This window comes from Catenulispora sp. GP43, assembly GCF_041260665.1.
In the GTDB taxonomy this organism is placed as follows: Bacteria; Actinomycetota; Actinomycetes; order Streptomycetales; family Catenulisporaceae; genus Catenulispora.
On sequence record NZ_JBGCCT010000037.1, the window covers coordinates 101,246 to 124,199 of the forward strand.

The 22,954-nt window shown below is 65.0% G+C and carries 19 protein-coding genes and 5 pseudogenes; 14 read left to right on the forward strand and 10 right to left on the reverse strand.

Annotated elements, in window-relative coordinates; translation table 11 throughout:
- The first annotated feature begins 9 nt into the window (after positions 1-9).
- From ABH926_RS45835 to ABH926_RS45845, 3 genes are read left to right on the forward strand one after another with little or no spacing between them, the layout of a single operon-like run.
- Positions 10-1,269, forward strand: a complete 1,260-nt coding sequence (locus ABH926_RS45835; protein ID WP_370373385.1) for an MFS transporter — start codon at positions 10-12, stop codon at positions 1,267-1,269.
- A 44-nt stretch (positions 1,270-1,313) separates the two neighbouring features.
- Positions 1,314-1,952 (forward strand): acyl-CoA dehydrogenase, encoded by a 639-nt coding sequence (locus ABH926_RS45840; protein ID WP_370373387.1) that lies wholly within the window; start codon positions 1,314-1,316, stop codon positions 1,950-1,952.
- Entirely contained in the window at positions 1,946-3,112 is a 1,167-nt protein-coding gene (locus tag ABH926_RS45845) for an acyl-CoA dehydrogenase family protein (protein ID WP_370373389.1), read from the forward strand. The genes ABH926_RS45840 and ABH926_RS45845 overlap by 7 nt, the downstream gene beginning before the upstream one ends.
- 386 nt (positions 3,113-3,498) lie before the next feature.
- Here the strand turns inward: ABH926_RS45845 and ABH926_RS45850 are convergent, their stop codons facing one another.
- Entirely contained in the window at positions 3,499-3,810 is a 312-nt protein-coding gene (locus ABH926_RS45850; RefSeq protein WP_370373390.1) for a hypothetical protein, read from the reverse strand.
- Positions 3,811-3,956: 146 nt separating this feature from the next.
- On the opposite strand from ABH926_RS45850, the gene ABH926_RS45855 reads away from it, so the two are divergent.
- Positions 3,957-4,337, forward strand: coding sequence for a ClpX C4-type zinc finger protein (locus tag ABH926_RS45855; protein WP_370373392.1), 381 nt, complete (start codon positions 3,957-3,959; stop codon positions 4,335-4,337).
- Positions 4,334-4,894, forward strand: coding sequence for an MFS transporter (locus tag ABH926_RS45860; RefSeq protein ID WP_370373394.1), 561 nt, complete (start codon positions 4,334-4,336; stop codon positions 4,892-4,894). The genes ABH926_RS45855 and ABH926_RS45860 overlap by 4 nt, the downstream gene beginning before the upstream one ends.
- Here the strand turns inward: ABH926_RS45860 and ltrA are convergent.
- The 3 genes and pseudogenes from ltrA to ABH926_RS45875 all read right to left on the reverse strand — a co-directional run bounded on the left by ltrA (position 4,837) and on the right by ABH926_RS45875 (position 8,118).
- Positions 4,837-6,107: pseudogene (ltrA, locus tag ABH926_RS45865) on the reverse strand (group II intron reverse transcriptase/maturase). The gene ABH926_RS45860 and the pseudogene ltrA sit on opposite strands and share 58 nt — an antisense overlap.
- A gap of 575 nt (positions 6,108-6,682) precedes the next feature.
- Positions 6,683-6,970 carry a transposase gene (locus tag ABH926_RS45870; protein WP_370373396.1) on the reverse strand — a complete coding sequence of 96 codons (288 nt, stop codon included), beginning with the start codon at positions 6,968-6,970 and terminating at the stop codon, positions 6,683-6,685.
- Between the two features lie 20 nt (positions 6,971-6,990).
- Positions 6,991-8,118 carry an ISL3 family transposase gene (locus ABH926_RS45875; RefSeq protein ID WP_370373398.1) on the reverse strand — a complete coding sequence of 376 codons (1,128 nt, stop codon included), beginning with the start codon at positions 8,116-8,118 and terminating at the stop codon, positions 6,991-6,993.
- 363 nt (positions 8,119-8,481) lie between these two features.
- Here ABH926_RS45875 and ABH926_RS45880 point away from each other — a divergent pair, with 363 nt between their 5' ends.
- From ABH926_RS45880 to ABH926_RS45915, 8 genes and pseudogenes are all read left to right on the forward strand, one after another.
- On the forward strand, positions 8,482-9,018 hold the full coding sequence (locus tag ABH926_RS45880; protein ID WP_370373400.1) for a hypothetical protein: 537 nt from the start codon (positions 8,482-8,484) through the stop codon (positions 9,016-9,018).
- Between the two features lie 137 nt (positions 9,019-9,155).
- A pseudogene (locus ABH926_RS45885) lies at positions 9,156-9,293 on the forward strand (helix-turn-helix domain-containing protein); the annotation flags it as partial.
- A 99-nt stretch (positions 9,294-9,392) separates the two neighbouring features.
- A complete protein-coding gene (locus ABH926_RS45890) occupies positions 9,393-10,361 on the forward strand; it encodes a hypothetical protein (RefSeq protein WP_370373423.1) in 969 nt (322 codons plus the stop codon).
- A gap of 15 nt (positions 10,362-10,376) precedes the next feature.
- Entirely contained in the window at positions 10,377-11,120 is a 744-nt protein-coding gene (locus ABH926_RS45895) for a glycosyltransferase family 25 protein (RefSeq protein WP_370373401.1), read from the forward strand.
- A gap of 139 nt (positions 11,121-11,259) precedes the next feature.
- A complete protein-coding gene (locus ABH926_RS45900; protein WP_370373403.1) occupies positions 11,260-12,021 on the forward strand; it encodes a hypothetical protein in 762 nt (253 codons plus the stop codon).
- Between the two features lie 39 nt (positions 12,022-12,060).
- Positions 12,061-13,464, forward strand: coding sequence for a hypothetical protein (locus ABH926_RS45905; protein WP_370373405.1), 1,404 nt, complete (start codon positions 12,061-12,063; stop codon positions 13,462-13,464).
- Complete coding sequence (locus ABH926_RS45910) at positions 13,461-14,441, forward strand: DMT family transporter (RefSeq protein ID WP_370373407.1); 981 nt, start codon at positions 13,461-13,463, stop codon at positions 14,439-14,441. Before ABH926_RS45905 ends, ABH926_RS45910 begins: the two co-directional genes overlap by 4 nt.
- Positions 14,441-15,184, forward strand: coding sequence for an SDR family NAD(P)-dependent oxidoreductase (locus tag ABH926_RS45915; RefSeq protein ID WP_370373409.1), 744 nt, complete (start codon positions 14,441-14,443; stop codon positions 15,182-15,184). Before ABH926_RS45910 ends, ABH926_RS45915 begins: the two co-directional genes overlap by 1 nt.
- A gap of 314 nt (positions 15,185-15,498) precedes the next feature.
- Here ABH926_RS45915 and ABH926_RS45920 read toward each other — a convergent pair whose 3' ends face one another.
- Positions 15,499-15,792 carry a hypothetical protein gene (locus ABH926_RS45920; RefSeq protein WP_370373410.1) on the reverse strand — a complete coding sequence of 98 codons (294 nt, stop codon included), beginning with the start codon at positions 15,790-15,792 and terminating at the stop codon, positions 15,499-15,501.
- A gap of 314 nt (positions 15,793-16,106) precedes the next feature.
- Here ABH926_RS45920 and ABH926_RS45925 point away from each other — a divergent pair, with 314 nt between their 5' ends.
- Positions 16,107-17,123, forward strand: a complete 1,017-nt coding sequence (locus ABH926_RS45925) for an LLM class flavin-dependent oxidoreductase (protein WP_370373412.1) — start codon at positions 16,107-16,109, stop codon at positions 17,121-17,123.
- Positions 17,124-17,303: 180 nt separating this feature from the next.
- On the opposite strand, the gene ABH926_RS45930 is transcribed toward ABH926_RS45925, so the two are convergent.
- The 5 genes and pseudogenes from ABH926_RS45930 to ABH926_RS45950 all read right to left on the reverse strand — a co-directional run.
- Positions 17,304-18,731 (reverse strand): IS1380 family transposase, encoded by a 1,428-nt coding sequence (locus ABH926_RS45930; RefSeq protein WP_370373414.1) that lies wholly within the window; start codon positions 18,729-18,731, stop codon positions 17,304-17,306.
- A 78-nt stretch (positions 18,732-18,809) separates the two neighbouring features.
- A complete protein-coding gene (locus tag ABH926_RS45935) occupies positions 18,810-19,622 on the reverse strand; it encodes an IS3 family transposase (protein WP_370373421.1) in 813 nt (270 codons plus the stop codon).
- An 84-nt stretch (positions 19,623-19,706) separates the two neighbouring features.
- Positions 19,707-20,955: pseudogene (locus ABH926_RS45940) on the reverse strand (IS110 family transposase).
- 424 nt (positions 20,956-21,379) lie between these two features.
- Positions 21,380-22,365, reverse strand: a pseudogene (locus tag ABH926_RS45945) (IS481 family transposase).
- Positions 22,366-22,482: 117 nt separating this feature from the next.
- Positions 22,483-22,620 (reverse strand): annotated as a pseudogene (locus ABH926_RS45950) (transposase); the annotation flags it as partial.
- Positions 22,621-22,954: the final 334 nt, after the last annotated feature.

Consider the following 22,954-nt stretch of genomic DNA (forward strand, 5'->3'; position numbering starts at 1 on the left):
GGTGCCGGGTTGACGAAAACGACGCAGGACCGTGATACGAAGCGCAGCGAATCGCTGTGGCGCAACCGTGACTTCCTTGCGGTGTGGAGCGGCCAGATCGTCTCGACCCTCGGCACCTCGGGCAGTGCCACGGCCGTTCCGCTCTTCGTCCTGGCCGCCACCAGCTCGGCCGCGGACGCCGGGTTGGTCACCGCTGTCACGGCGCTGCCCGCGCTCATCATCCAGCTGCCCGCCGGCACCCTGGCGGACCGGTGGAACCGATTGCGCGTGCTCGCCGTGTCCGAACTGCTCACTGGACTCGCGTTGTTGCTCGTCCCGATCGCCGTGTGGCTGGGACATCCCAGCCTGCTGGTACTCGGCGGGGCGATCGTCGTCCAGCGTTGCTGCGGCGTCTTCTTCGGCAGTGCGGAACGTGCGGTGCTGCCCGCCCTGGTACCGCAAGGCAAACTCGGCGACGCGATCGCTCAGAACGAGGCCAAGTCGCGCGCCGCCAATCTGATCGGGCCGCCGATCGGCGGCCTGTTGTTCGGTTACGGCCGCGGCCTGCCGTTTCTGGTGGACGCGGTCTCTTCGCTCCTGGCGGCAGGCGGCCTGCGCCTGGTGCGCGCAGACCTGCGCCCGGCTCGCACGAGCGCGCCGACCGGGCTGTGGCGCGAGACCGGCCGAGGCCTGGCCTGGATTGTGCGCCAGCCCTTGATCCGCACCGCGATACTGCTGATCGCGGTGAGCAATATGGTCTTCCAGGCCCTGACGCTGATTCTGATCGTGCTCGTCCGAAGACACGGTGCCACTTCGGCGGAGGTCGGTTTGATGTTCGGCCTCTACAGCGCCGGCGGGATGATCGGCGCGATTGCCGCGCCGCGTCTGTACCGCCGGCTGAGCCCGAAGTCCGTGATCGTGGTCACGAACTGGATCTGGGCCGCCCAGCTGCCACTGTTCCTGCTCACCGGCAACCCTCTGATACTCGGCCTGATCGGCGCCGGTTGTTCGTTTCTCGGCCCGATCTGGAACGTCGTGGCGGAGGGATACTTCATCACGCAGGTGCCCGACGAGTTGCGCGGCCGGGTCTCCGGTGCCGCGATGGCGGTGAGCAGCGGGGTGATCCCGCTGGCCGCCGCGGCCAGCGGCTACCTACTCGCGGCAGCCGGGCCGTCGCGGAGCATCGTCGTGATCACCGTGGTCATGCTCGCCACGGCGGTCGTCGGCACAGTCAGCCCGGCGATCCGCTCCGCACAGCACAATCCGGCAGGTCAGAACGGACCAGCGTGAGGGCGGTGGCCACCCGCCGCGTCGAGGACTGGAGGTGAACGGCGATGGATACGACCGTACCGGCCGCGACGCGACCCGGCTACGTGGACGCGGCGATCGCGATCGGTCGTGGACGAGGGCTCGCCGCGGGTCTAGAAGCCGCGCTCGAAGGCCTGGACCCCGTGACTGTCGCCCCGAGCTGCTACGTAGCGCTGACTGAAACCGCGGTCCCAGCGCCGAACGGACCGTTCACGCTGATTCCCCACCGACTCGCTGAGCACGAGGGTATCCGCTTCGTCCGCCTTCACGGACAATGCCCTCAGACACACGCCGGGCTCCCCCCGGAACGCGCGGTGACGCTGGCGGCCGTGCGACTCGGCGTGCTGTACGCGATGCTTGACGCCGCCATCGTATTCCTGTCGGACCGGACCGCAGGAGGCGTGTCGCTCATCGACAAGCAGCTGGTGATGGGGACGATAGCGGACACCGTCGCCGAGGCCGGGCTGCTCCGCGAAGCCCTCACGCTGGCGTTCACCGATCCGGCCGCGATCGTTGGTCCGTGCAATGAGCAGCTGTCGGCGCTCGGCTGGCAGGTCGCGGCGCTGTTCGGCGCGAGCGGGTATCTTGAGGACCATCCGGTACGCGCGTTATATGTCTCCGAGCTCGTCGCCGGCGCGTGGTCTGAAGTCTCCGCGCCATGCTGACCCTCGACGGCCGTCTCAACGAACTGCGCCGCTCCGCCGCCGAGCTCGCACCAGAACTGCGTGCGCAAGCTCTGGCCCTCGACGCCGATCCGGCGCAGATCTCGCACCTACTAGACCTGCCCGCGTACGATCTGCTGCGCAAGACATTGACGCCTCGACACCTTCGCAGTGGGACACCCCGCTCCGGGCTCCTCGACTTCGACCACTCCTGTCTCGCCGTGGTCGTCTCTCTCCTCGAACTCGCGCGCGGCGACGCCGGCCTCGTTCTGGCGTGCCCGGGGCCCGCCCTCGCCGGAATGGTCATCGACCAGCTCGCGGACGAGGCCCAACAGGTGCGTTTCTACGATGCCATGGCGGACGGCCGCACCTGGTCGTTCTTCGCCATGACCGAACCCGCGCACGGCAACGACGCGACCGGGATGCAGACCGCCCTCGTCAAGGATCCCAACTTCGGCTACCGCCTGAACGGCGTCAAACGTTATATCGGAAATGGCGCCCGCGCCCGGTTCGGCGTCGTCTTCGCCCGAACCGGTCCAGGTCCACTCGCCATCCGCGCCGCGCTCATCGAGCTTGACAACAAGGGAACGACGCAGGGCACCCGCGGAACTGGTGGGTTCTCAGCCCGACCGTTGGACATGGTCGGGCTACGCGGGGCGCGCGTGGCCGAACTCGTCTTCGACGGGCTACCGGTATCCGAGGAAGCACTGCTGGGCCGTCACTTGTCCGGCTCCCGCCGCGGGATATGGGGCGCAATGCGGACGTTCAACCGGATGCGTTCCGTGGTCGCCGCCCTCGCGGTCGGCACAGGCCTTGCCATCCACGAACTCGTGGTCGGTGAGCGGCCCGCGGCCCCCGGCGCGGTCGAGGTCGCTATGCGCCTTGAGTCCTGTAGACAACTCGTGTACGCGGCCGCAGCCACGGCAGACCGCGATCCTGACAACGCACAGGCCTCGTCGGCGGCCAAGATGCTCGCGCAGTCCGTTGCCGTACGCACCTCGCGCTGGGCGGCCTCGGCCCTTGGCCCAGCGGCAGCCCTCGAATACCCGCTGCTGGAGAAATGGATGCGCGACGTCAGAGCGTTCGAGTTCATGGAAGGCACCACGAATATTCAACGCGCGCATGTCGCCAGGGCCTACCTACGCAAGGACCGGGAGCGGTAGCGCAACGCGCGGCAAGCGCCGACGAGCACACACCCTGTAGTACTCCTGAAACTCGACCACCGGGTCTGACCTGACGGTTCATGCCACAACGTGGTACTCGTTCATCAGTCCGCCAAGGACTTGTTTGCGGCAGATTCGGTCTGCTGGGGCCGGGAAGGCGATCACATTCGAGTCGTCGCCTGGCGCCCGCAGTTCCATCCCGTCGCCTTGGTGCCTGGGTCCGCGGTTGTAGTGATTGAACCGTACCGGGATGGTGCCATGCTCTTCCGTTTGACAGCCAGGTCAGAGCATCCTTGACCGGGCCGTCAAAGCCGTTGCCGTGGTCTGAACACGGGGCGCTTCATCGACGAGATCATGCCCAAGACCCTTGCCGCGTCGACCGGTGCCTATATCACGCAAATGTCGTCATCACAGCCGGGGACAGCCACCAGCCCGGCAACGGGAATTGTCGCGCTGAACCGCGCGACGTGGTAGCCGATCGGGGAGCCCAGGCACAGGGCGGCGACCAGGACCACGTCGCGGTCCTCGGGCACGCGGCGCAGCAGTTCGGCGGCGTAGCCGGCGGCGTCCAGGGCGGCCGGGAACGGGTCCTCCAGCAGCGGAAGCACCGCGACTCCGAGGTCGTCGCCCAGGTGGTGGATGCGCTCGGGGAAACCGACCCGCGGGTACTCGATCGTGACGGCTATCGGCGTGGCCATGGCGTCAGTGTGCCGCGCGAAACCGCCGAGACCAAGAACTGCCGGGCCGTGCTGGTGCTTGCCCGGGCCCGGTGCGGCGGTTACAGTGCCCGTGTCAGGGTAAACCTGACATCAAGTATCTGACAGCGAGTCCGATGGAAGAACCGATGAAGTTGGACGGCCAGGTCCACTGCTCGTTCTGCGGCAAGGCCGCCGCCGAGGTCCGGAAGGTCATCTCGGGTCCCGGGATCTACATCTGCGACGAGTGCGTGGCGCTGTGCACGCAGATCCTCGGCCAGGACGACGGCGTCTCCCGGCCGGTGCTGCCGGACTGGACCCGGGTGCCGACCGAGGAGCTGCTGACCCGCCTGCCGCGCATAGCCCGGGTCCAGGACCAGGTCGACGAGGGGCTGCGGGGGCTGGTCGACGAGCTGCGCGGCCGCGAGGTGTCGTGGGCGGTGATCGGCGGCGCGCTGGGGCTGTCGCGGCAGTCGGTGTGGGAGCGGTTCGCCGCGCGCGCCGGCCGGGAGAACGGGGAGGCCCGGTGACCGCCGAAGGACTGAGCACGAGCGCCCCGGAAGCGCCCGCCACCAGGCGCCCCGCGCTGTGGCGGCATCGCGACTTCCGTCTGGTGTGGACCGGCCAGACCCTGTCCGAGCTGGGCACCGGGGTGTCGCAGCTGGCGTATCCGCTGCTGGTGCTGGCGATGACCGGCTCCCCGGTCTACGCCGGTGCCGTGTCCGCCGCGCGCGCCCTGCCCTACGTGTTCTTCGGCCTGGTCGCCGGAGCGCTAGTGGACCGCTGGAACCGCAAGCGGGTGATGATCCTGTGCGACACGCTGCGGGCCGTGAACATGGCGGCGATCCCGATCGCGGCGGGTCTGGGCGTGCTGACGGTCGGCCAGGTCATCGTGGCGGCCTTCGTCGGCGGCAGTCTGTACGTGTTCTTCAGCGCCGCCGAGGAGGCGCGCCTGCCGAACATCGGGTCGGGTAGCCCGAGGGAGTTTCGCCCTCGGGCTCCCACAGATCCGTACGTAAACCTCTCGGTTTATACGGTTCTTGTCGCTCTGGTCCTCGCGCCAGTGGGGACGGCCCAGGTCCAGTGAGCGAAGGCGTTCGGGCTCATCCGGTAGCCGTAGGCCATGCGACGCACGGCTTCCTTCATCCCGATCCGATACTTCTTCCGAATCCACCGCAACAGGTAGGTGTTGATGCGGTGGAGCAGTCGGGACAGGGCCGAGTGGTAGAAGCGCCCGTAGTAGGCCAGCCATCCCCGGATCACCGGATTGATCATCCGGGCCAGGTCGGCGGTCCGTTCATTGGTGCGCTTGTGCAACCGCCAGGATCTGACGGTCATACTCAGCCGCTTCAGGGCGTCCTTGCTGATCGCGGGCAGGAACGAGACGAAACCTTCCCGTCCTTGCTCCTGGCTCCCCTGGGCCGGAACGTGAACCCCAGAAACGTGAACTCGGTGACGGGAAACTCCTGCCGCCGGTTGGCGTCCTTGCAGTACACGATCCTGGTCTTTTCCGGATGCAACTCCAGACCGACCTCGGCCATCCTGGCGCGCAACGCGGCCAGGACCGCCCTTGCCTCGGCCAACGTGCGGCAGTGAATCACTCCGTCGTCGGCATAGCGCTCGAACGGACAGCCCGGGAACTCCCGAGACATCCACATGTCGAACGCGTAGTGCAAGAACAGATTCGCCAAGACAGGCGACACCGCCGAACCCTGCGGCGTGCCCTCTGCCCGTTCAGATGTGGACCCATCGGGCAGTCGCAGCCCAGCGGCCAGCCACCGCTTGACATACAGCACCACCCAACCGGAGTCGGTGCGCGCCTCGACCGCCACCACGACCTTGTCCCACGGCACCGTGTCGAAGAACCTCCGGATGTCGAACTCGACCACCCAGTCGTACTTCCAACACCGCTGCCGACAGGATGCGACCGCATCCAGCGCCGACTTGCCGGGCCGATACCCAAAGGAGCCCGGATGGAACACAGGCTCCACCCGTTCACTCAGGTGCGCGGCCACCACCGTTTGCGCGACCCGATCACCGACAGTGGGCACACCGAGAATTCTGGTGCCTCCCGCCTGCTTGGGGATCGCCACCGCCTTGACGTCCGGCGGGAAGTACGTGCCCGAGGACATCCGGTTCCAGACCTTATACAGATTGTTCTTCAGGTCCTTCTCGAACGCTTCGATCGACACCCCGTCCACGCCGGACGTGCCCTTGTTCCCTCTCACCTTCACCCAGGCGTCCCACACCTCCTGCTTGGAGATGTCGAACGGCTTGGCCGAGGCTTTCAACTCGTCCATCCCGCTCCTCCCGGGCTGTTAGGCCCGGTTGACGACACGAAACCAGTCACAAGCGACCCGGCCCCTTGGCTCCAGCCCCGTTACAGGGCCTTCATCGCTACTACGAGTCGGTCCGCCGGCGCACCGCGCGACGGTACTCTCACGCCATCTGCGGCCATCCATCCGGACCACGGCGCGGCCCGGGCTCACGCCGCCTCTACGCCGGACACCACCTGGCCAGTCACGCCGCACCCGCCAGACTCATCCTGGAATGCAGAACATCACCCCGGTTCCGATGCCATCTCTTTGTTTCGACGCTTCACACAGCGGTCGTCTTCCCGAGCCCTACCTGACGCATGACCTGCGCCTTTTCCTCATCGCTCACCACGACGGTCTTCAGCCAACGCAGCATGAGGCGGTTTGAAGCCTCCCCGGCGAGAGCGGCTCCGAAGGGCCAAGAACCTTCATCTCTCGTGCAGCACCACATCAGAATCCGGTCTCCTACAACTCCGACTCCCTCCGTGTTCGTGGCACACGCTCTGGCAAGATTTTCGTGACGTGCCATGTGGTTGTCGTCACATCAGTAGGACCCGTTTTCAGAGAAGCGGGAGCCCGGCTCGTCCATACATCTGCCGTTTGACCAGATTGATCTTGGTGACGGTGCCCTCCACGACGCCGGAGCTCCATGGCGAGGTGACCGCGCCAAGCACCGCGTCCCAGTCCTTGTCCAGACCCATGGCAAAGGACTTCAGCGCTGGCAGAGTATCCGCCCGGGCTGCGTTCACCCACTTGAGCAGGCGTCCGTTGCTCGGCCGGTTTGTGAGCAGGTCGGCGAAGGCAGCGACATGTTCGCGGAGACGGGCCAGGTCAGGGCAGTCGTCCAACGTTGTTTCAGACCGCTGCGCTAGTTCTCTGTTAACGCCGCATCGGGCCGCATGAGCCAGCCGACGAGCGTCCTGGTCTTCGGCGGGGTGACGGCTTTCGGTGGCAACTCCCCGCGCACCATCAGGGTCCGCAGATACCGGGACAAGGTGCGGAAGCCGCAAGCCAGTCCGCGCTCGGTCAGTTCGGCGTGCAGCGCGGTGGCCGAGTGGCAGCCCTGGCTCCAGCGCTCCAGCAGGTAGTCCCGCCACGGGTCCAGGATGCTGGGTCGGGCCCCGGCGATGTGCCCAAGCAGGTCCTCAACGCGTTGTGCCCGAGCGAACGTACGGGCGGTCTTGTAGTTCAGGTGCAGCTCGCGGGCGATCTCCGCGATCGCCCAGCCCTGATCGGCCAGATCATGCAGGTCGCGGAACCGCTTGCGGGTCCGGGCCTCCAGCACACCTTGGGCCGACAGGGTCTGGGCGGGTAGCGTCTCGATGGCTGCCGTGTCCGGCGGCGGCCCCGGCCCGACCCGCTGTCCCAGACACCGACGATGAGCTGCGACGTCCTTCTCCACATGCTGACCCAGGTTGTGCCACAGGTCCCAGCGGTCGGCAACCTGCGCTGCCTGCGGCGCGGCGCGGGCCGCTGCCTCGGCATAGGCAGTGGCCCGATCCCGGCAGATGGCCTTGATCTCGGGCCGGACACGCAGCCACGCGGCGAACGGCTCGGCTTCCCGCCCTGGGAGAAGTTCCAGCGGCCGGTGACTTTCAGCGTCCACGACCACTGTGCCGTAGCGATGCCCGCGGCGGAATGCGAAATCGTCAACGCCGACGATGGTCACGGTCGAGACCGCCGGGTCTGGCATCGCCATCACCACTGCCAGCAGTGTCACCCGGCTGACCACCGCGTGCAGCGCCGTCAGTAGCCGGGCCCCGGCCCGGCCGGCTAACGCCACGCCGACGGCCTGAAGCACTCCGAGCAGCAGCGGCGTGTAGCGCCCATAGCGGATGGTCAGGCCTTCGACCTGCTCCACGAAGGTCCGCCTTGGACATCCGGCCTGGTCACAGAAGAGCCGCCGCACCGTCAAGTCCACCACGACCGGACGCCCGCCGACAGCGGTGTCAGCGACGTGCCGCTCATACCGGCTATGAACCCGCGCCGACAACACGCCACAGCCAGGACACGCAACCTGGACACCCTCACGCGTACGGGCGCAGATTCGAACCGTCCCGCTCTCAACCCGATGTGCTCCACCAGCACCTTCTCCTGGTGCGGAAACACGACCTCGAGCACTGCGTTACACAGTGGAGACGATGGCACTCCAGTGACGATGTGTCACCCCGTCACGAAAATCTTGCCAGAGCCGGGTATTCGGCAGCCGCAGGTCGGGTGCCGCCGGTTCTGAGCGCACCCCAAACGCTTGTCGATCTCGGCGAGTCCTGATCCGCGCCGATTCATCGGCACTGGTCACGGCCAGGCTGCTCGTCGAGAGTATCGGCCGAGTAGTTCGCGGATAGCTGGGTGTTCCACCATGAAGCTTACGGCCCTTCCGCAGTTGAACCCGGCTGGCAGTCCGGTCGGAGAGCTGGCGACCATCAAAGCTGACAAGGTGAAGTGTGCAAACTCAGCCAGGACCACCGATATCCGAATCGAATCCGATGAGAGCGAGTGGGGGTATGGCGGCAAAGTCCTCCCCGCCCTGGGCAGCTGTTATGCCGGTAGCCCTAGTCGACTCCTTCTATCCGGTCCGCAGCGACGGTGTCGACCAAAGCCGGAACGGGCTGTCCGCATCTTTGTCGGCACCGCCGGGAAAGTACCAGCGCCGGAGGCGAGCCTCGACGGTTGCGCCCAAATCATCCTGTCCATAAAGAAGGATCCCTCCTTCCGCTGCACCACTGACGTTCAAGACCTGTTGCGCTGGCTCACCGTCAGGGTATTGCGTCAGGACGATCTTTCTCAAATCTTCAAGTTCCCTGCGCACCTATCGCTTCCGTTGGCGCAGGTAGCGCGCTCACGCGTTGCTATGTGGGCGTACATCTTTCGCGTACTGGAACATCAGATGCAGTGACGGGCAGTTAAGGAAGCTTGGCGAAAACGTGGGGGTGCCGGGTGAGCGTGCATTCGACAATGCCATATCCATTGATGCCATTGCAGAAGGACGTAGATAATACCATCTACAGCCAACACAACGATCGTATCGTGGCAATGCGAAGGGTTCGGGGCTGGACGCAAGAAGAACTGGCTGAGCGGGCAGGGCTGAGCGTCCGGACCATACGCAATGTCGAGCTCGGTAAAGTATCGCAGCCGAGAGCGTCCACGCTTGCACTCCTCGCGGGCGCTCTGGAAGCCGGCGGAACGGTGGGCTGGGATGCCGCGTCAGTTGCCGGCCGGCGCCTGTGGTCGGGTCCCCTTCCGTCGCATACAACGACTATCGGCGATCAAATGGAGCTGGAGCGCATTACCCGGATCGTTCAGCTCAACAGGTGCACTACGTTCCTCGGACCGGGTGGCGTAGGGAAAACGCGCTGTGCCATAGATGTCGCTGCCAGGCTGGCTCCGTCGTTCCGGGACGGTGTCGGAATCGTGGAGTTCGGCGATCTTCACCGCGAAGCGGACGGTGTGACGGCTGAGGTGATGCGCCGGATCGTGGACGAGATGAATCGCCACCGGACTGAGAGCCCGGACCGGGGTCACAACGCCTTGGACGGCGACCTCAACATGCTCCTGGTACTCGACAACACCGAGCATCTCCCGTCCGCGACGATCGCAGCCATACGCGAGGTGCTGAGCAGCACTTGGAAGGTGCATATCCTGGCTACCTCGCGTCGGCGGCTGAGTCAGCGGCTCGGTACGAACATCGATATCAAGCCACTGCGATGCACACCCCTCCCTGGCGAGACGCTGTCGGAGACGCCGGCGGTGCAGTTAATTCTGCGGAACATCAGTTCTGAAAGGCACGCCGACAGCGATCTCGGGCGGCACCTGTCGGCGGTGGCTGAGCTCTGCCGCAGGGTGGGCGCTATACCCCGGTATCTCGAGTTTATAGCCGAGCGCATAAGTGCTCTGCCTGTCCGGAGTCTGCTGTCGGACGAGAAGAGCCTGTGGCTGCTCCGGTCAGACGATCATGCGTTGCTGTCGCATCAGCGGTCGATCGCCGACAGCATCCTGTGGTCCCTCAGCCTGCTGACCGAGGAACACTGCCGACTCGTCAGGGCACTGGCCGAACACGCGGCGCAGACGTTCGATCTTTCGGACCTTGAATCCACCGCTGTGGACGTAGAAGGGCGCCTTGTGCTGCTCTCCGATCTCCTCGAAGACGGGCTCGCCCTGGGCGATACGAGCGGACGCTCTCAGTTCCGGCTCGCGCCGTTCGTGGCTGAAGTGGTCCGTGAGCGTGTCCATCCGCAATGAGACGGGGCAGCCGGTATGGATCTCTTTCTTGAGGATCTCCAAGTCTATGTGGTCAACCTGCGCCGCCGGAGCGACCGGAGGAAACATATGAAGGAGATTCTTCCAATGTCGTTGGCTGTCGAGTTCACGTCTGAGTGGGAGCGTGAGTTCGACGGCGCGCAGATGGAAGCGAAGGATCTTCGAGCGTTGGGGATCGGGTTGTTTCCCTGGCGGATCGATTCTGAAAACTTCTGGTGGGCTCGGGATCTGAAGTTCGGTGAGATCGGCTGCACGCTCAGCCACCTGGCCTGTTGGCGCCGTGCCCTGGAGTCGGGGCGGCAGCTGTTTCTCGTGCTGGAAGACGATGTGTCGCTGAGTCCTGACTTTTGCAACAGGGTGCTTGCGGGGATCAACCGTGCCCGTCGTCGGCGGGTCGAGATAGGTCTGGTCTACCTCGGACGCGTGCCGCTGGAACCGGATCTGGGACCGGCTCCGGACGTCCCTGAGCTCGTAATTCCCGGATACAGCCACTGTACGTACGGATACGTCATGAGCCGTGACGCGGCGGCGAAACTGCTGGCCGTCGGACTGGAGCGAGACGTCATCCCGATTGATGAATTTCTGCCGGCTATGTATCTCGACCATCCAAGGGCTGATGTCAGAGCGCGCTATCAAAAGTGTATCAACGCTCTCGCCTTCAGTCCCGACCTGGTCATTCAGCTTCCGAAGGAAGAGGCTGGCAGCGACACGGAAGAATCAAGCTTCGCGAAGCTCGACTAACAGGCTGGGCTCCGTTCAAGTACGGATTTCACACAGTTGTACAACGAGCGGTCTCGACGTCTGTTCAAATGAACATTTTTGACCATTTGTGACGGCATTAGAAGCTTGACGCGATTCGTCACCATTAAGGAGAGGACAAATGTCTTCAACGGAAACGAAGGTTGTCAGTACGGTCGCAGTTGATATCGAACGGCATGTTTCCCGGGCCACTTCGAGCTCCAACCTGTTGAGCGAGGCCAGGCAGGAGTTCATTCTCAAGGGGCGCGCAAAGCTGTCGGAGCTGTTCCCACGGAGCGTCAAGGAGCTCATGGCCGAAGAGGTTCTTCGGGTGGTCGGCCTGTCTTCGGTGCGGCGGGATATCAGCTTCAAGGAAACCGACTACAGCCCTCGGCGCATGCGAAACGTCGACTACAGCGAAATCGCCAAGATCTCGGAAATCATCCCTACGATCTACGGTCTGTCCGCCATAATCGACCTGCTCTCGGTAGTTGCCGGCGAGCAGGTCTTCCCCTGCCCGTACGAGCCGGAGCGATACGTGATCACCTCGCTGGACCAGGAGGGGGACACGCACGGCTGGCACTGGGACGACTACAGCTTCGCGCTTGTCTGGGTGGCCGAGTGCCCGCCGGTCGCCGACGGCGGGTTCGTGCAGTGCGTCCCAGGGACTGTCTGGAACAAGGCAGATCCCCAGATCAACCGGGTTCTCGCGGAGAATCCGATCTACTCGCTGGCGGTCGGCCAGGGCGATATTTACCTCATGAAGACCGACACTTCTCTGCACCGCGTGTATCCGATAACTGGTGGACGGCGTTCCATCATCAATATGGGCTACGCCGCACAGGCTGACTTCGAGAAGAATATCAGTCACGAGACCATGGACGGTCTCTGGCAGATGTCATAGTCCGCTGCTTCCGCCAGCGTAACCAACGAGGAAGAGGCGATGACGTCCTTCAAGCACGAAGACTTCGTACGGTTCTCCGTCGAGTACACGGGTTTGGATACCACCTCGTCGAGGCTGACATGGGCCCAGCGGGAGACCTGGGACTGGCTGCTGCAGATCGAGGACACTCCCGTCGACGACCCGCAAAACATCGACATGTACTATGTCATCGACTTGAAGGACGGATACCTGCGCGATGTGTGTATCCGAGCTGTCCTGTCGATGATCGGTCGGCATCATTCGCTGCGTACTAGATTTGAAGCTCTCCCCAGCGGTGATGTCATTCAGCGGGTCTGCGGGGACGGTCACCTCGTGGGCGGCACCCTTGAGTGTACAGAAAGCTCCAGACAGGCGGCCGTTTCAGCGGCTGTCGGCTTTCTCACTGAGGAGGCAATCGGCATCCACGGTGAGCAACCGCTCAAAGTCGGTCTTATCTGTGTAGATGGCTACGCGCGGAACATGGTCGTAGTGCAGTCGAGAATCACGGTGGACGGTGGGGGTGCCGACGCCTTCAAGGAAGAGCTCGAACACGTGTTGTCCGTCGGCTCGGCAGAGCTGGACGCTCCTTACCAGCCGACTATTCAAAGGCAGTTTGAAGAGTCGGAAGCTGGAAGAAGGATGAACGCGCGGTCCCTCCATTACCTGGAGAGACTTCTCTCGGATATCCCGAATCAGCAGGTATCCGCTTTTCACGCAGCATATGGAACGACAGCTCTACAAACCCTGGTTCTGGAATCGCCAGCGCTCTCCTGCGCGGTGACGGTCCTTTCACATGACCTCGGAGTCTCGGAGTCTTCAATCATATTGGCGGCTTATGTGGGTGCGCTTCGCGCCAAGTTTGACATGAGTGAGGTCTTCATGAAGATCCACGTTTTCAATCGATATACACGCGAACAGGTTTCCTCGGTCAGTCGACTCAAGCAGTGCGCGATCTTCCGGTCGGGTGCCGGACAGGGCGATTTCGTTCGCGACGCCAATCAGGCCTACGGGCGCGCTCTGATCGCCTATAAGAATGGTCGCTACGACCCGCAGATGCTGGCTGAGATTATCTGCGAAAAGGGGCTGGAGGACCGTGCCTCCTACGTGGACTCCTGGCATTTCAACGATCGGCGAAGTCCGCGGCAGCGTGATGGTGAGGCTGAGGGCCGTGCACCCACGCGGCCCGAACTTGCGAGTCTGCGCGGTAAGCGTCATTCTCCACGTGTCGTCGGCAACGGCGAGGTCTCCGTGTCACCGGGGATGGATCTGAACGTTGAAGCCGGGGGGGGCCGTTTGTGGCTAAGTCTCGCGTGCAACTTCCTCCGAGCCGACGAGATCAGCGAGTTGCTGGTGCGGATAGAGGACGTCGTGCTGGGCGCAGCGGTCGAAAGACTCGCTCTTCGTGAGCATGGAACCCGGTCGTGACGGTCGGGCAGTCGGGGGGCGACAGAGCGGTCGCGAGCGGTTTGGGGGCGGTGGTCATGTGGGGGCTCGCCCCCGTCTTTACTCGCTCGGCGGTCACCGAGATCGGTCCGCTGACCTTACTCGTACTCCGTGCGCTCATCGCCGGCCTCGTGTGTCTGCCGCTCTGTGTCAGGACTTTGAAGAATATTGCGAGAACCCACCTGGCCCGCCTCGTCATCGCTGGGCTGCTTGGGATGGTGGGCTACACCTTGCCAGTGGCGTTCGGTCTGCGATCGGTTCCCTCGTCCATCGCGGCGCTGATCCTGGCCACCGAACCGATATGGATCATGTGTTTGGGGCGGGTTTTCGCGAAGGAGCATGTGGCCTTCTGGGCTTGGATCGCGTCCGCCCTCGCCATGTGCGGGGTTGCTGCCGTCATCGGACCGTCGCTGGGAGTGGAAGCCGGCGGTCGGATGCTGGTCGGTCTCGGGCTCGTCACGGTCGGAACTATTCTCTTCGGCGCCTATACGATCGTGCTGCGTCCGCTCAGCCAGGTGTACGGCTCCACGGCTGCCACGACCGCTTCTACTCTGATCGGCGCGTTACCTTACCTGGTGTTCGCCGGGTTAGCCGCGCCACACCGGATGGCGGGCGTCACGGCGGGCGTGTGGGGCGACATCGCCTTCCTGGCCGTCGGCAGCTCGGTGGCCGGGATGCTCCTGTGGAATCGTTCGGTCACGCGGATGGGAAGCACCAAGGCAGGTCTTCTTCTCTTCCTTGAGCCCTTGATAGGTGTCGCCGGCGGAATCGTCCTACTTGGCGAGCACTTTTCGCTCGAGAGCGCTGTCGGGGGCCTTCTCGTCGTGGTGGGGGTTGTTATGGCCTGGTTGGCGCAACGGCGAAGGACCGAGGCCGACGTTCGCCCCGGGTCGTCGACGTCGGCCGCTGTTCCGGATTGGTGCCCGTCAGATCAGCTGTCAGAAGGAGTTCTCCCTTGATGGACCTTGCTGGTAAGAGCGCCATCGTCACCGGTGCTGCTTCTGGCATCGGACGTGCCAGTGCCGAGCTCCTGGCCGAGCTCGGCGCCTCGGTGGTCGTCGCCGACGTGGACGAGGAACGTGGCAAGCTGGTCGCGGAGGGAGTCGGGGGCATCTTTGTACACTGCGACGTCGCACGCCGCGCCGACTGTGAGTCTGTCGTGGAGGCAGCTGTGTCCCTGTACGGCGGCGTCGACGTGTTGTTCAACAACGCTGGCGTCATCCGTCGTTCGACGGTTTGCGAGGTGAGCGACGAGGACTGGGACATGGTGATGGCGGTCAACGTCCGCTCGGTCATGGTGCTCAGCGGACTGGTTATCCCGCACATGGCGGCGCGCGGCGGCGGCTCGATCATCAACACCGGTTCCGGGTGGGGTATTCGGGGCGGAGGTCGTGCGGTTTCGTACTGCGCCTCCAAGGGCGCGGTTGTCAACATGACTCGCGCGATGGCGATCGACCACGGCGGGGACAATATCCGCGTCAACTGTGTCTGTCCTGGCGACACCGCGACCGACATGCTGGCCGACGAGGCGCGCCAGCTCGATGAGGACCCCGCCGCCTTCTATGCCGAGGCGGCCGTTCGACCGCTCGGCCGGATCGGTCAGCCCCGTGATATCGCGCATACTGTTGCGTTCCTGGCGAGCGATGCGGCGACGTTCATCAGCGGCGCGATCATCCCCGTCGATGGTGCTGGGACCGCATAGCTCCGCGCACTCGGCAGGCACAGCACCGTTTCGAGTCGACGCAGTCCGCTCATGCGATGCCTGGCTCGTTTCAGTGGCTGATGTCGACCGGAGGGCGGTCCGGCGTACGCCGGATCGCCGGATTGATCGTGCTGGCGACTGCGGTAACCAGCATGAGCACGCCGATGCACGCGAGACTTGTGGACGATCCCGCAACAGCGAGCAGGTAAGCGCTCGCCGCGGCGGTCAGCGGAACACGCCATTGGCCATCACGAGCGCCGCGCTGGCACGTCCGCGCATTTCGTCAGGTACTAACGTCACAATGTAGCTCTCCGTCACGACGTTCCAGATCGGTCCGAGGACGAGCATGAGGTGTCGATCGCGCCGAGCTCCAGGGCGTTGCTCGTCAGGAGAAACAGCGGCAGCAGCGCCACCCCGATCCAGGTGGTGACGATGGCGACCGCCTTCGGGTTGAGACGGCGATACAGGCGCGGAGCGATCAGCGCGCCGACCATCCCGCTAGAGCTGTAGAGCCCGAACATCAGGCCTATGTCGGCCGGTGTGGCGCCGTGCGATCGGGCGCGGACTACGAGGATCAGGATCAGAGCCTGGAAGACGACGTTGCTCACCGCGATCAGCAGGATAGCGGCCCTGTGATGAAGGGCTGGCAGAAGATCCATAAAAGTCTTTGGCACATCTCTTACCACAGCGCCTCCGGGCGTTGTGGTGGGCCGACCGTAAGTCGGCACGCACCAAGCGCAACCCGCAGGCTGCTGTGAGAGACAAGACAGCATCCGCCAAGAAGGGAAAGCCCAGGCCAAAACCGAACAGCAAACCTGCGATGGTCAGAAACTCGCTCTGGCCCAGGAGATCGTATGTCAACTCCGCGAGTCCAGCCCAACGCAACCATTAGCCAACGACAAACCGAAGACGAGGCGACAAGATGAGTAATGTGAATCGACAGCTTCGACTCTTTGCCACCATTCCACCTGCGGTCGGCGCCAGCGATTATCGGGCCGTCGTACGTGATGCAGCGAAGGCGGCAGAATCAGCAGGAATGTTCGGGGCGCTCGTGTATTCCGACAATCACACGGTTGATCCTTGGCTTGTTGCACAAGAGGTCATCACAGCCACCGAGGCCTTCGAACCGCTTATCGCGCTCCAGCCCATTTATTCCCACCCAAGTACGATCGCCAAAATAGTCGCGAGCTACGCACATGTCTACGGGCGAAGAATCTGCCTCAACTTGGTCGCAGGGGGCGTACGAGGCGATCTCACGGCATTGAACGACGAGACTGAGCACGACCGACGCTACGCTCGGTTGACCGAGTACACGTCTCTCATCCTGCGCCTTTTGACCGATACCGAGCCGGTGACATTCGGTGGCGAGTTCTACCGGGTCCGTGATCTGACACTCCATCCGCGAATGCCGCAGGACCTGCTTCCCGGGCTCTACATGTCGGGTTCATCGACGGCCGGGCGCAAGGCGGGGGAAGAAATCGGCGCGATTAGCGTGCGCTATCCTTCGCCGCGCGAGGCCGTAGCGGAGATCGACGAATCCGCCCCGCGCTCAGGAGGTGTCCGGATCGGGATCATAGCCAGAGACACCGATGACGAGGCATGGACTGTCGCCCATCGCCGGTTTCCGCGGACTCGCGCCGGGCGGATCCAGCAAATGCTTATCAGGGGCCTGTCCGACTCCCATTGGTTCGAACAGCTATCGACCGAGGATGAGTTTCCCGGTGGGCCAGAAAGCCCTTATTGGATGGGGCCGTTTCTCACGTCAGCGACCTACTGCCCGTACCTCGTCGGTAGTCACGACAAGGTCGAGGCAGAGATCGCGCGCTATGTCTCTGCGGGATGTCGGGACTTCGTACTGGACACAGCACACGAGGAGAGCGACTACGCGGCCTACACAGAGTCCTTTGACAGGGTACTGGCCCGCCAGCCGCTCGCCTAAGGACTCCTAACCTCGATGACTCAGCGGTCGCAGGTCTCTGATTTACCTCGTGGTCTGCCCGTTATGTCCCTCCGGGTGAGGTGACGGGCCGTCGCGTGTCGCCGCGGTAGCGCCGGGTTCCACAGGTCCGGGTGGGTGCTGTGCTGCTCCTTTCGAGGTTGCGGGGCGGATTTCGGCTGCTCAGCCGGGGTTGGGCAGGGCCGCGAGGCGATCCCAGCAGGTGGTGAACGCCGTGGCCCAGGGCCAGTCGGCGGGGATGCGCAGGATCGCATCGCGGGCGTGCCGGACCAGGCGGCCCGGCAGGTGCCAAAGACGGAAGCGCAGGGTGTGGACCTCGGCGTCGGCCAGGTCCGGCTGGTCGTCTAGGCCGAGCAGCCGCGTCCAGCAGGTCAGGTCGGCGGCGATGTTCGCGCTCAGCATCCATGCGGCGTTGACGTGCCACATCTTGGACGGCAGGTTCCGCAGCCCTTGCGCCTTGTCAGCTTTGACCTGGTCCTCGGCCGCGCCGCGGTGCCGGTAGAGCGCGTCGAGGAACCAGCCGTGATGGGAGCCTGGCACCTTGGGCAGGACATCGATGCTGGTGGCGGTGATCTGGTAGCGCCAGCCGGTGGCCTTCTCGAAGTCGGTGAGCTTGCGCTCGTGGCGACGCGAGGGCTTGGAACGCCGCACGATCAGCCTCGTTCCAGCAGGCCACAGATCCAGCCGCTCGTTCAGCCCGGTGATCTCGGCGACATCGGCGTCGTCCTGCATCAGGCCGTCTTGTTCCACGGCCGGTCTCCAGGACGCCGACGGGAGCTTGCCGATCGCGGCTTCGTCCTGCTCGGTGACCTTCCAACCGACCACGAAGTGCACCCGCCGTCTGCTGCCGTTCAAGGCGGTGATGTGCTCGATGAGCTCGTGGCTGGCCCCGGCTCCGTCGCACCGGACGATCAGGTGTCGCCGGAACCGCGCTGGGATCTGCGCGATGGCCTGGGCCAGCACGCTGATGTGGTCGGCGGCGGTGTTGGACCCGGCGTTGCCCGGCCGCAGCCGCATCGCAAGGACCTCGCAGGTGTTCGCGCACCACGCGCCTAGCGGATGGAACCCGAACCCGCGCTTATAGGTCGCCGCCGCGCCCTGCTTGGCCGCGACCGCGGTGATCAGCGTGGCGTCCATATCGATCACGATCCAGCCGGACAAGATCCGTCCTGCGGTGCTGATCCACGGGAACCCCTGCTCGCGGCCGGCCAGCAGACCCCACACATGCGCTCGCACCGTGGCCCTGGCCTGTGCGATCCGCGCGAATGCCTTCGCATCCAGCTCGGCCAATGCCCGCCGGACCGTCGCATCCGACGGTGCCGCGCCGAACACCGCTGCCTGGTGATCGAGCACCGCGATGTCCGCCATAGCGGTCGCGCCCAGGCAGATCGCCACCGCCAGCTGCACCAGCACCACGCCCCGGTCCCAGCCCGGCGACCGGCCCCTCACCCGCAGCGCCTCTGATAACGCCGAGGTCAGACCCGTCTGATCAGCGCAGCGGCGCAGCAGCACCGCCCCGGCATGCCCCACAAGGCCCTTTGCGTCGGCCGCCACTTTCAGCCGACGCGCCCACCCGATAGTCTTCGACACCAGAAAGGTGCCCCATCTCCTGGACCAGATACGAACTCGACACTCGCATCCTTCCAGGCCAAGGGCACCTTTCGCATGTCAGGCTCCGAACTCACAACTCATCTGCTGAGTATCGGAGGCCAACACAGAAGGATTGGACGACGGCATTGTGGTACGGGTCGCCGACGTTGCCCAGGGACGGCAGCAGCTCGGCCGTCCGGGTGTGTTGGGTGAAAGTCCAGGATGTGAACTGGGTGCGTGGTCCCCGAGTATGATGGCGCTGGCGGCCGGAGCGCGGGAGTCGATGGTCATGCCCAGGGCGTTGGTGGCCGGGTCGGCACGCTGCCGGGAGTCGATCGTCCAGCCCACGACCCGGCGGCTGAATACGTCCAGGACTACGCAGCAGTACAGCTTGCCCTCGCGGGTGGGGTGTTCGGTGATGTCGGTAACCCACAGCTGGTTAGGCCCGTCTCGTCGGAAGTCACGCCGGACCAGGTCGGTGACCGTCGCCGCGGCGAGCACGGACCTGGCCTTGCGTCGCAGCGGCAATCCGGACAGGCCGGCCCGCCGCATCAGTAGCGCCACCGTGTTCTGCCCGATGGTTATCCCGTGGGCCTCGACGAGTTCGGCGTGGACTCGCGGCCGGCCGTAGGTGGCCCGGGAGGCGTCATGGATCCGGCCGATAAGATCCAAGAGCCATGCGTGCCGAATGACCCGCTGCGATGGCGGTCGGCCGAGCCACTCGTAGAAGCCCGAGGTCGACACGCCCAGGGCGTAGCAGGCCTGCCGGATCCGAACTCCGTCATCGTGCCGCTCGGCCACGAGACGGTACCGGACTTTTGGGGGCACCACCTGCTCTACCGCAGCGGCCGCCTTCCGCAGGATCTTCACTTCTTCTTCCAGGTCGCGGATGCGCTACCGATCCGCGGCCAGCTCGCTTGACTCCGTGCGCGACTAGCTGTACTGACCCGTGAGACATCCGATGGGATTTTGATGTCAAGCGGCGAGGCTATGTAGATCTTGTTTCGTAGTCGGGAACGCTGCCTGCTCGTTGTATGGGATGCGATGTTGCAGGCAGCGGCGGAGGCAGCCGAGAAGGCGGTTGAACAGGTTGCGAAGGGCAGCGACGTGGCGTTCCCCGGCTTCGCGTCGGCGGTCGTAGTGGGCGCAGGCACCTGGTGACGTGGTCAGGGCGCAGAATGCCCGCCGGTAGCCGACGCTGGCCAGGCGGTCGTTCTTGACGCGGCGTGCGGTCACGCTGCTCTTCTTGCCCGAGGCCCGCGTAATCGGCGCGGCGCCTGCGTAGGCTTTCAGAGCTCTGGCGTCGGCGAAGCGGGTGCGGTCATCGCCGAGCTCGGCCAGGACTCGGGCGCCGAGCAGGAATCCGAGACCGGGAAAGCTGGCGATCACCTGGGCGTCCTCGTGTGTCTCGAACGCTTCGGTGACGGCGTGTTCGAGCTGAGCTGCGCTGAGACAGGCCGCGTCCAGTTGGCGCAGCAGCGCGAGCGTGCGCTGGCTCATGGCCTATTCGACCTGGTTCGTCAGGCGCATCTGTGGGCTGCGAAGTGCGTCCAGGATCCGGGCGGCATCCTTGTCGATCCCGCGTTGCCGACCAGCCTTGCTCAGCAAGATCCGCAGTCTGGCGATGGTCAGCCTCGCGGCGGAGGCCGGGGTAGGAGCCGCGGCGAGGACCGCGCGGACGACTGCAGCGGTGAACTTGGCCGGCTCGTCGAACGCCAGCAGGAACGCCGGGAAGTATTCGCGCAGGTGAGAGCGCAGCTTGTTGCCGGCCTGAGTGCGATCCCAGACGGCGTCCTGCTGAGCACGGGCCAAAACTCGCGATGGCCTGGGCGAGTTCGCTGTCGGACGGCAGTGACCGGTGCGCCGCGACATCGGTGCGCAGGATGTTGGCCAGCACGGTGGCATCGAGATGGTCGGACTTCTTACGGGTGACCGCGGTGCGGTCGCGGTAGCGGGCCGCGGCCAACGGGTTGATCGCGTAGACGCGGCGGCCGGTGGCGCGCAGGCTTGCCACCAGCAGGCCACGGGAGGTCTCAATCGCGACAGGAATCAGCTGGTCAGCGGTGTCTCCGCGCTCGGCCAGCAGTTCGAGCAGCGTGGTCAGGCCGGTGGCGTCGTCAGGGACGCGGGCCTTGGCCACCAGCGTGCCGTCCTGGTTGACCAGGGCGATGTCGTGGTGGTCGCTGGCCCAGTCGATTCCGCAGTACACGTCGTTGTCGGGCACCGATGCTCCCTCATCTGGCTGGTCAGTAGGTCCCTATGCCTGGCAGGCCCGCGCGTGCTCCCTAATGGAAGGACTCTCATGGATCCGGTCCGTCATCCGATTAGCCGTTCGCGGTCCCAGCGATCCGCGCAGGCCTCGGTCCAACCGGGAAGTTGAAGGCTTCCGGCCTGGTCAAGAGGTGACCGCGAAGACGGCGTAAGACAACGAACCAGTTCCCGGCCGCCAGTTACTCTGACGGCCATGGGCGGGCAAACCACCCCATCGAGGGCTGACAGGTCGATGTTGGGCTCAGCTCTAGAATCAGGGATCACCGTCCCGGGGCCTTCACATGAGTGACCGACGCCGACCGAAGAGCTCCCGCAACGGCCAGTCTCACAGTCGGACTCGCGGTCCTGGTTGGGGATAGGCATCCACGCGGAAGCTCCTACCACCCCGTTAGGTTAGGGACGCGGCTGGCGGGTGGCTTGCCTGCGGGTGCGGTGTGTGCGCGGTGGTGATTGTAGGTGTGTAGCCACCCGGCCAGTGCGTCCCGGTCTCGCTGCGGTAGGGCTGGGCGTAGGCCCATTCCTCCAGCATGGTGCGGTTGTAGCGTTCGACTTTGCCGTTGCTCTGGGGCCGGTAGGGCCGGGTGCGTTTGTGTGTGATTCCGGCGGCGGCCAGAGTGTCGCGGAAGACGTGGGACCGGTAGCAGGCCCCGTTGTCGATCAGCACACAGGCCACCGTGATTCCGCAGGTGGCGAAGTAGGCCTGGGCGCGGTTCCAGAACGCGGCCGCGGATTCCTTGGTCTCGTCCGGGAGGATCTCGGTGTAGGCCAGGCGCGAGTGGTCGTCGACGGCGTTGTGCAGGTAGCTGTAGCCCAGGTTGGGGCGGCCGTGGACGGCGCGGGGCCGGGAGGGGTCGCGGTGCGCGGAGCTGTTGCGTCCGCCGGCGGCCCGGCCGCGGGTCTTGTGTCCGCCGCCGTCGGGGATGTTGCCGAGCTTCTTGATGTCGACGTGGACCAGGTCGCCGGGGGCGGCGTGCTCGTAGCGGCGCACCACGGTGCCGGTGGCCCAGTCCAGGTGCACCAGGCGGGCCAGCCGGTAGCGGGTCAGGACACGGTGCACGGTGGCCGGATTCAGGCCGAGCAGCCAGGCGATCCGGGCCGGTCCCCACCGGCGGGCCAGCCTCACCTTGATGATCCGCCGCTCGGTGCGGGTCGGCGTGCGACGCGGGCTGGTCTGCGGCCGGGACGGGCGGTCGGCCATCCCGGCCGCGTCCCACTGGCGGTAGCGGTCGGCCCAGCGCTTGGCCGTGGTCGGGGAGACCTGGAACCGCTCGGCCGCGCTGCGCAGGCCCCAGCCATCCTCGACCACGCAGCGGGCCAGGCGCAGACGGCCGGTCTCGGACAGAGGTGCATTAGGGTGGGGCATGAGGGCTTTTCTGGTCGCCGGTGCAGATGTCGCAATCCACACCAAGCCAGAAGGCCCTCACCCATTTCAAGATCAATCAGCCGTGAACCCCGTCACCAACCTCAATGGTCAGTACAACTAGCCGTCCTTCAGGCCACGATCGATGAGGCCCTGGCTCTTCCAGCCATACAGGCAGGACTGCGCGATCCCCAACGATGCGGCAACACCCACGACGGTTCGTCCGGAGGCGACCAAGGCCAGCGCGTGACGGCGAAATTCCGCCGGATAGGGCTGGGCACTGACAGCTCCTTGTTCCGGGAGAGCAGGGTCAAGACCACACCGCGTCCCGCCAGCCCGGACCTATTCCAAAGTGCGCACCACCACATGCTCGACCTCAGCATCGGTTATTCGCGCAACACACCCGGGCGTGGCTCGCCAACCGGGCTGTCCAGCCGATCTCGCAGGAACCGAGCTGCCACGCGTCACGGTCTTGCGGTCGACGTTCAACCTGGCCACTGTCAGCGGTCGCGTAATTCCCCACCTGTGGCCGATCTTGTCGGCGTAATTCCCCAGGGTCTCGTCTGCGTAATTCCCCCCCACCGAGGGTGTG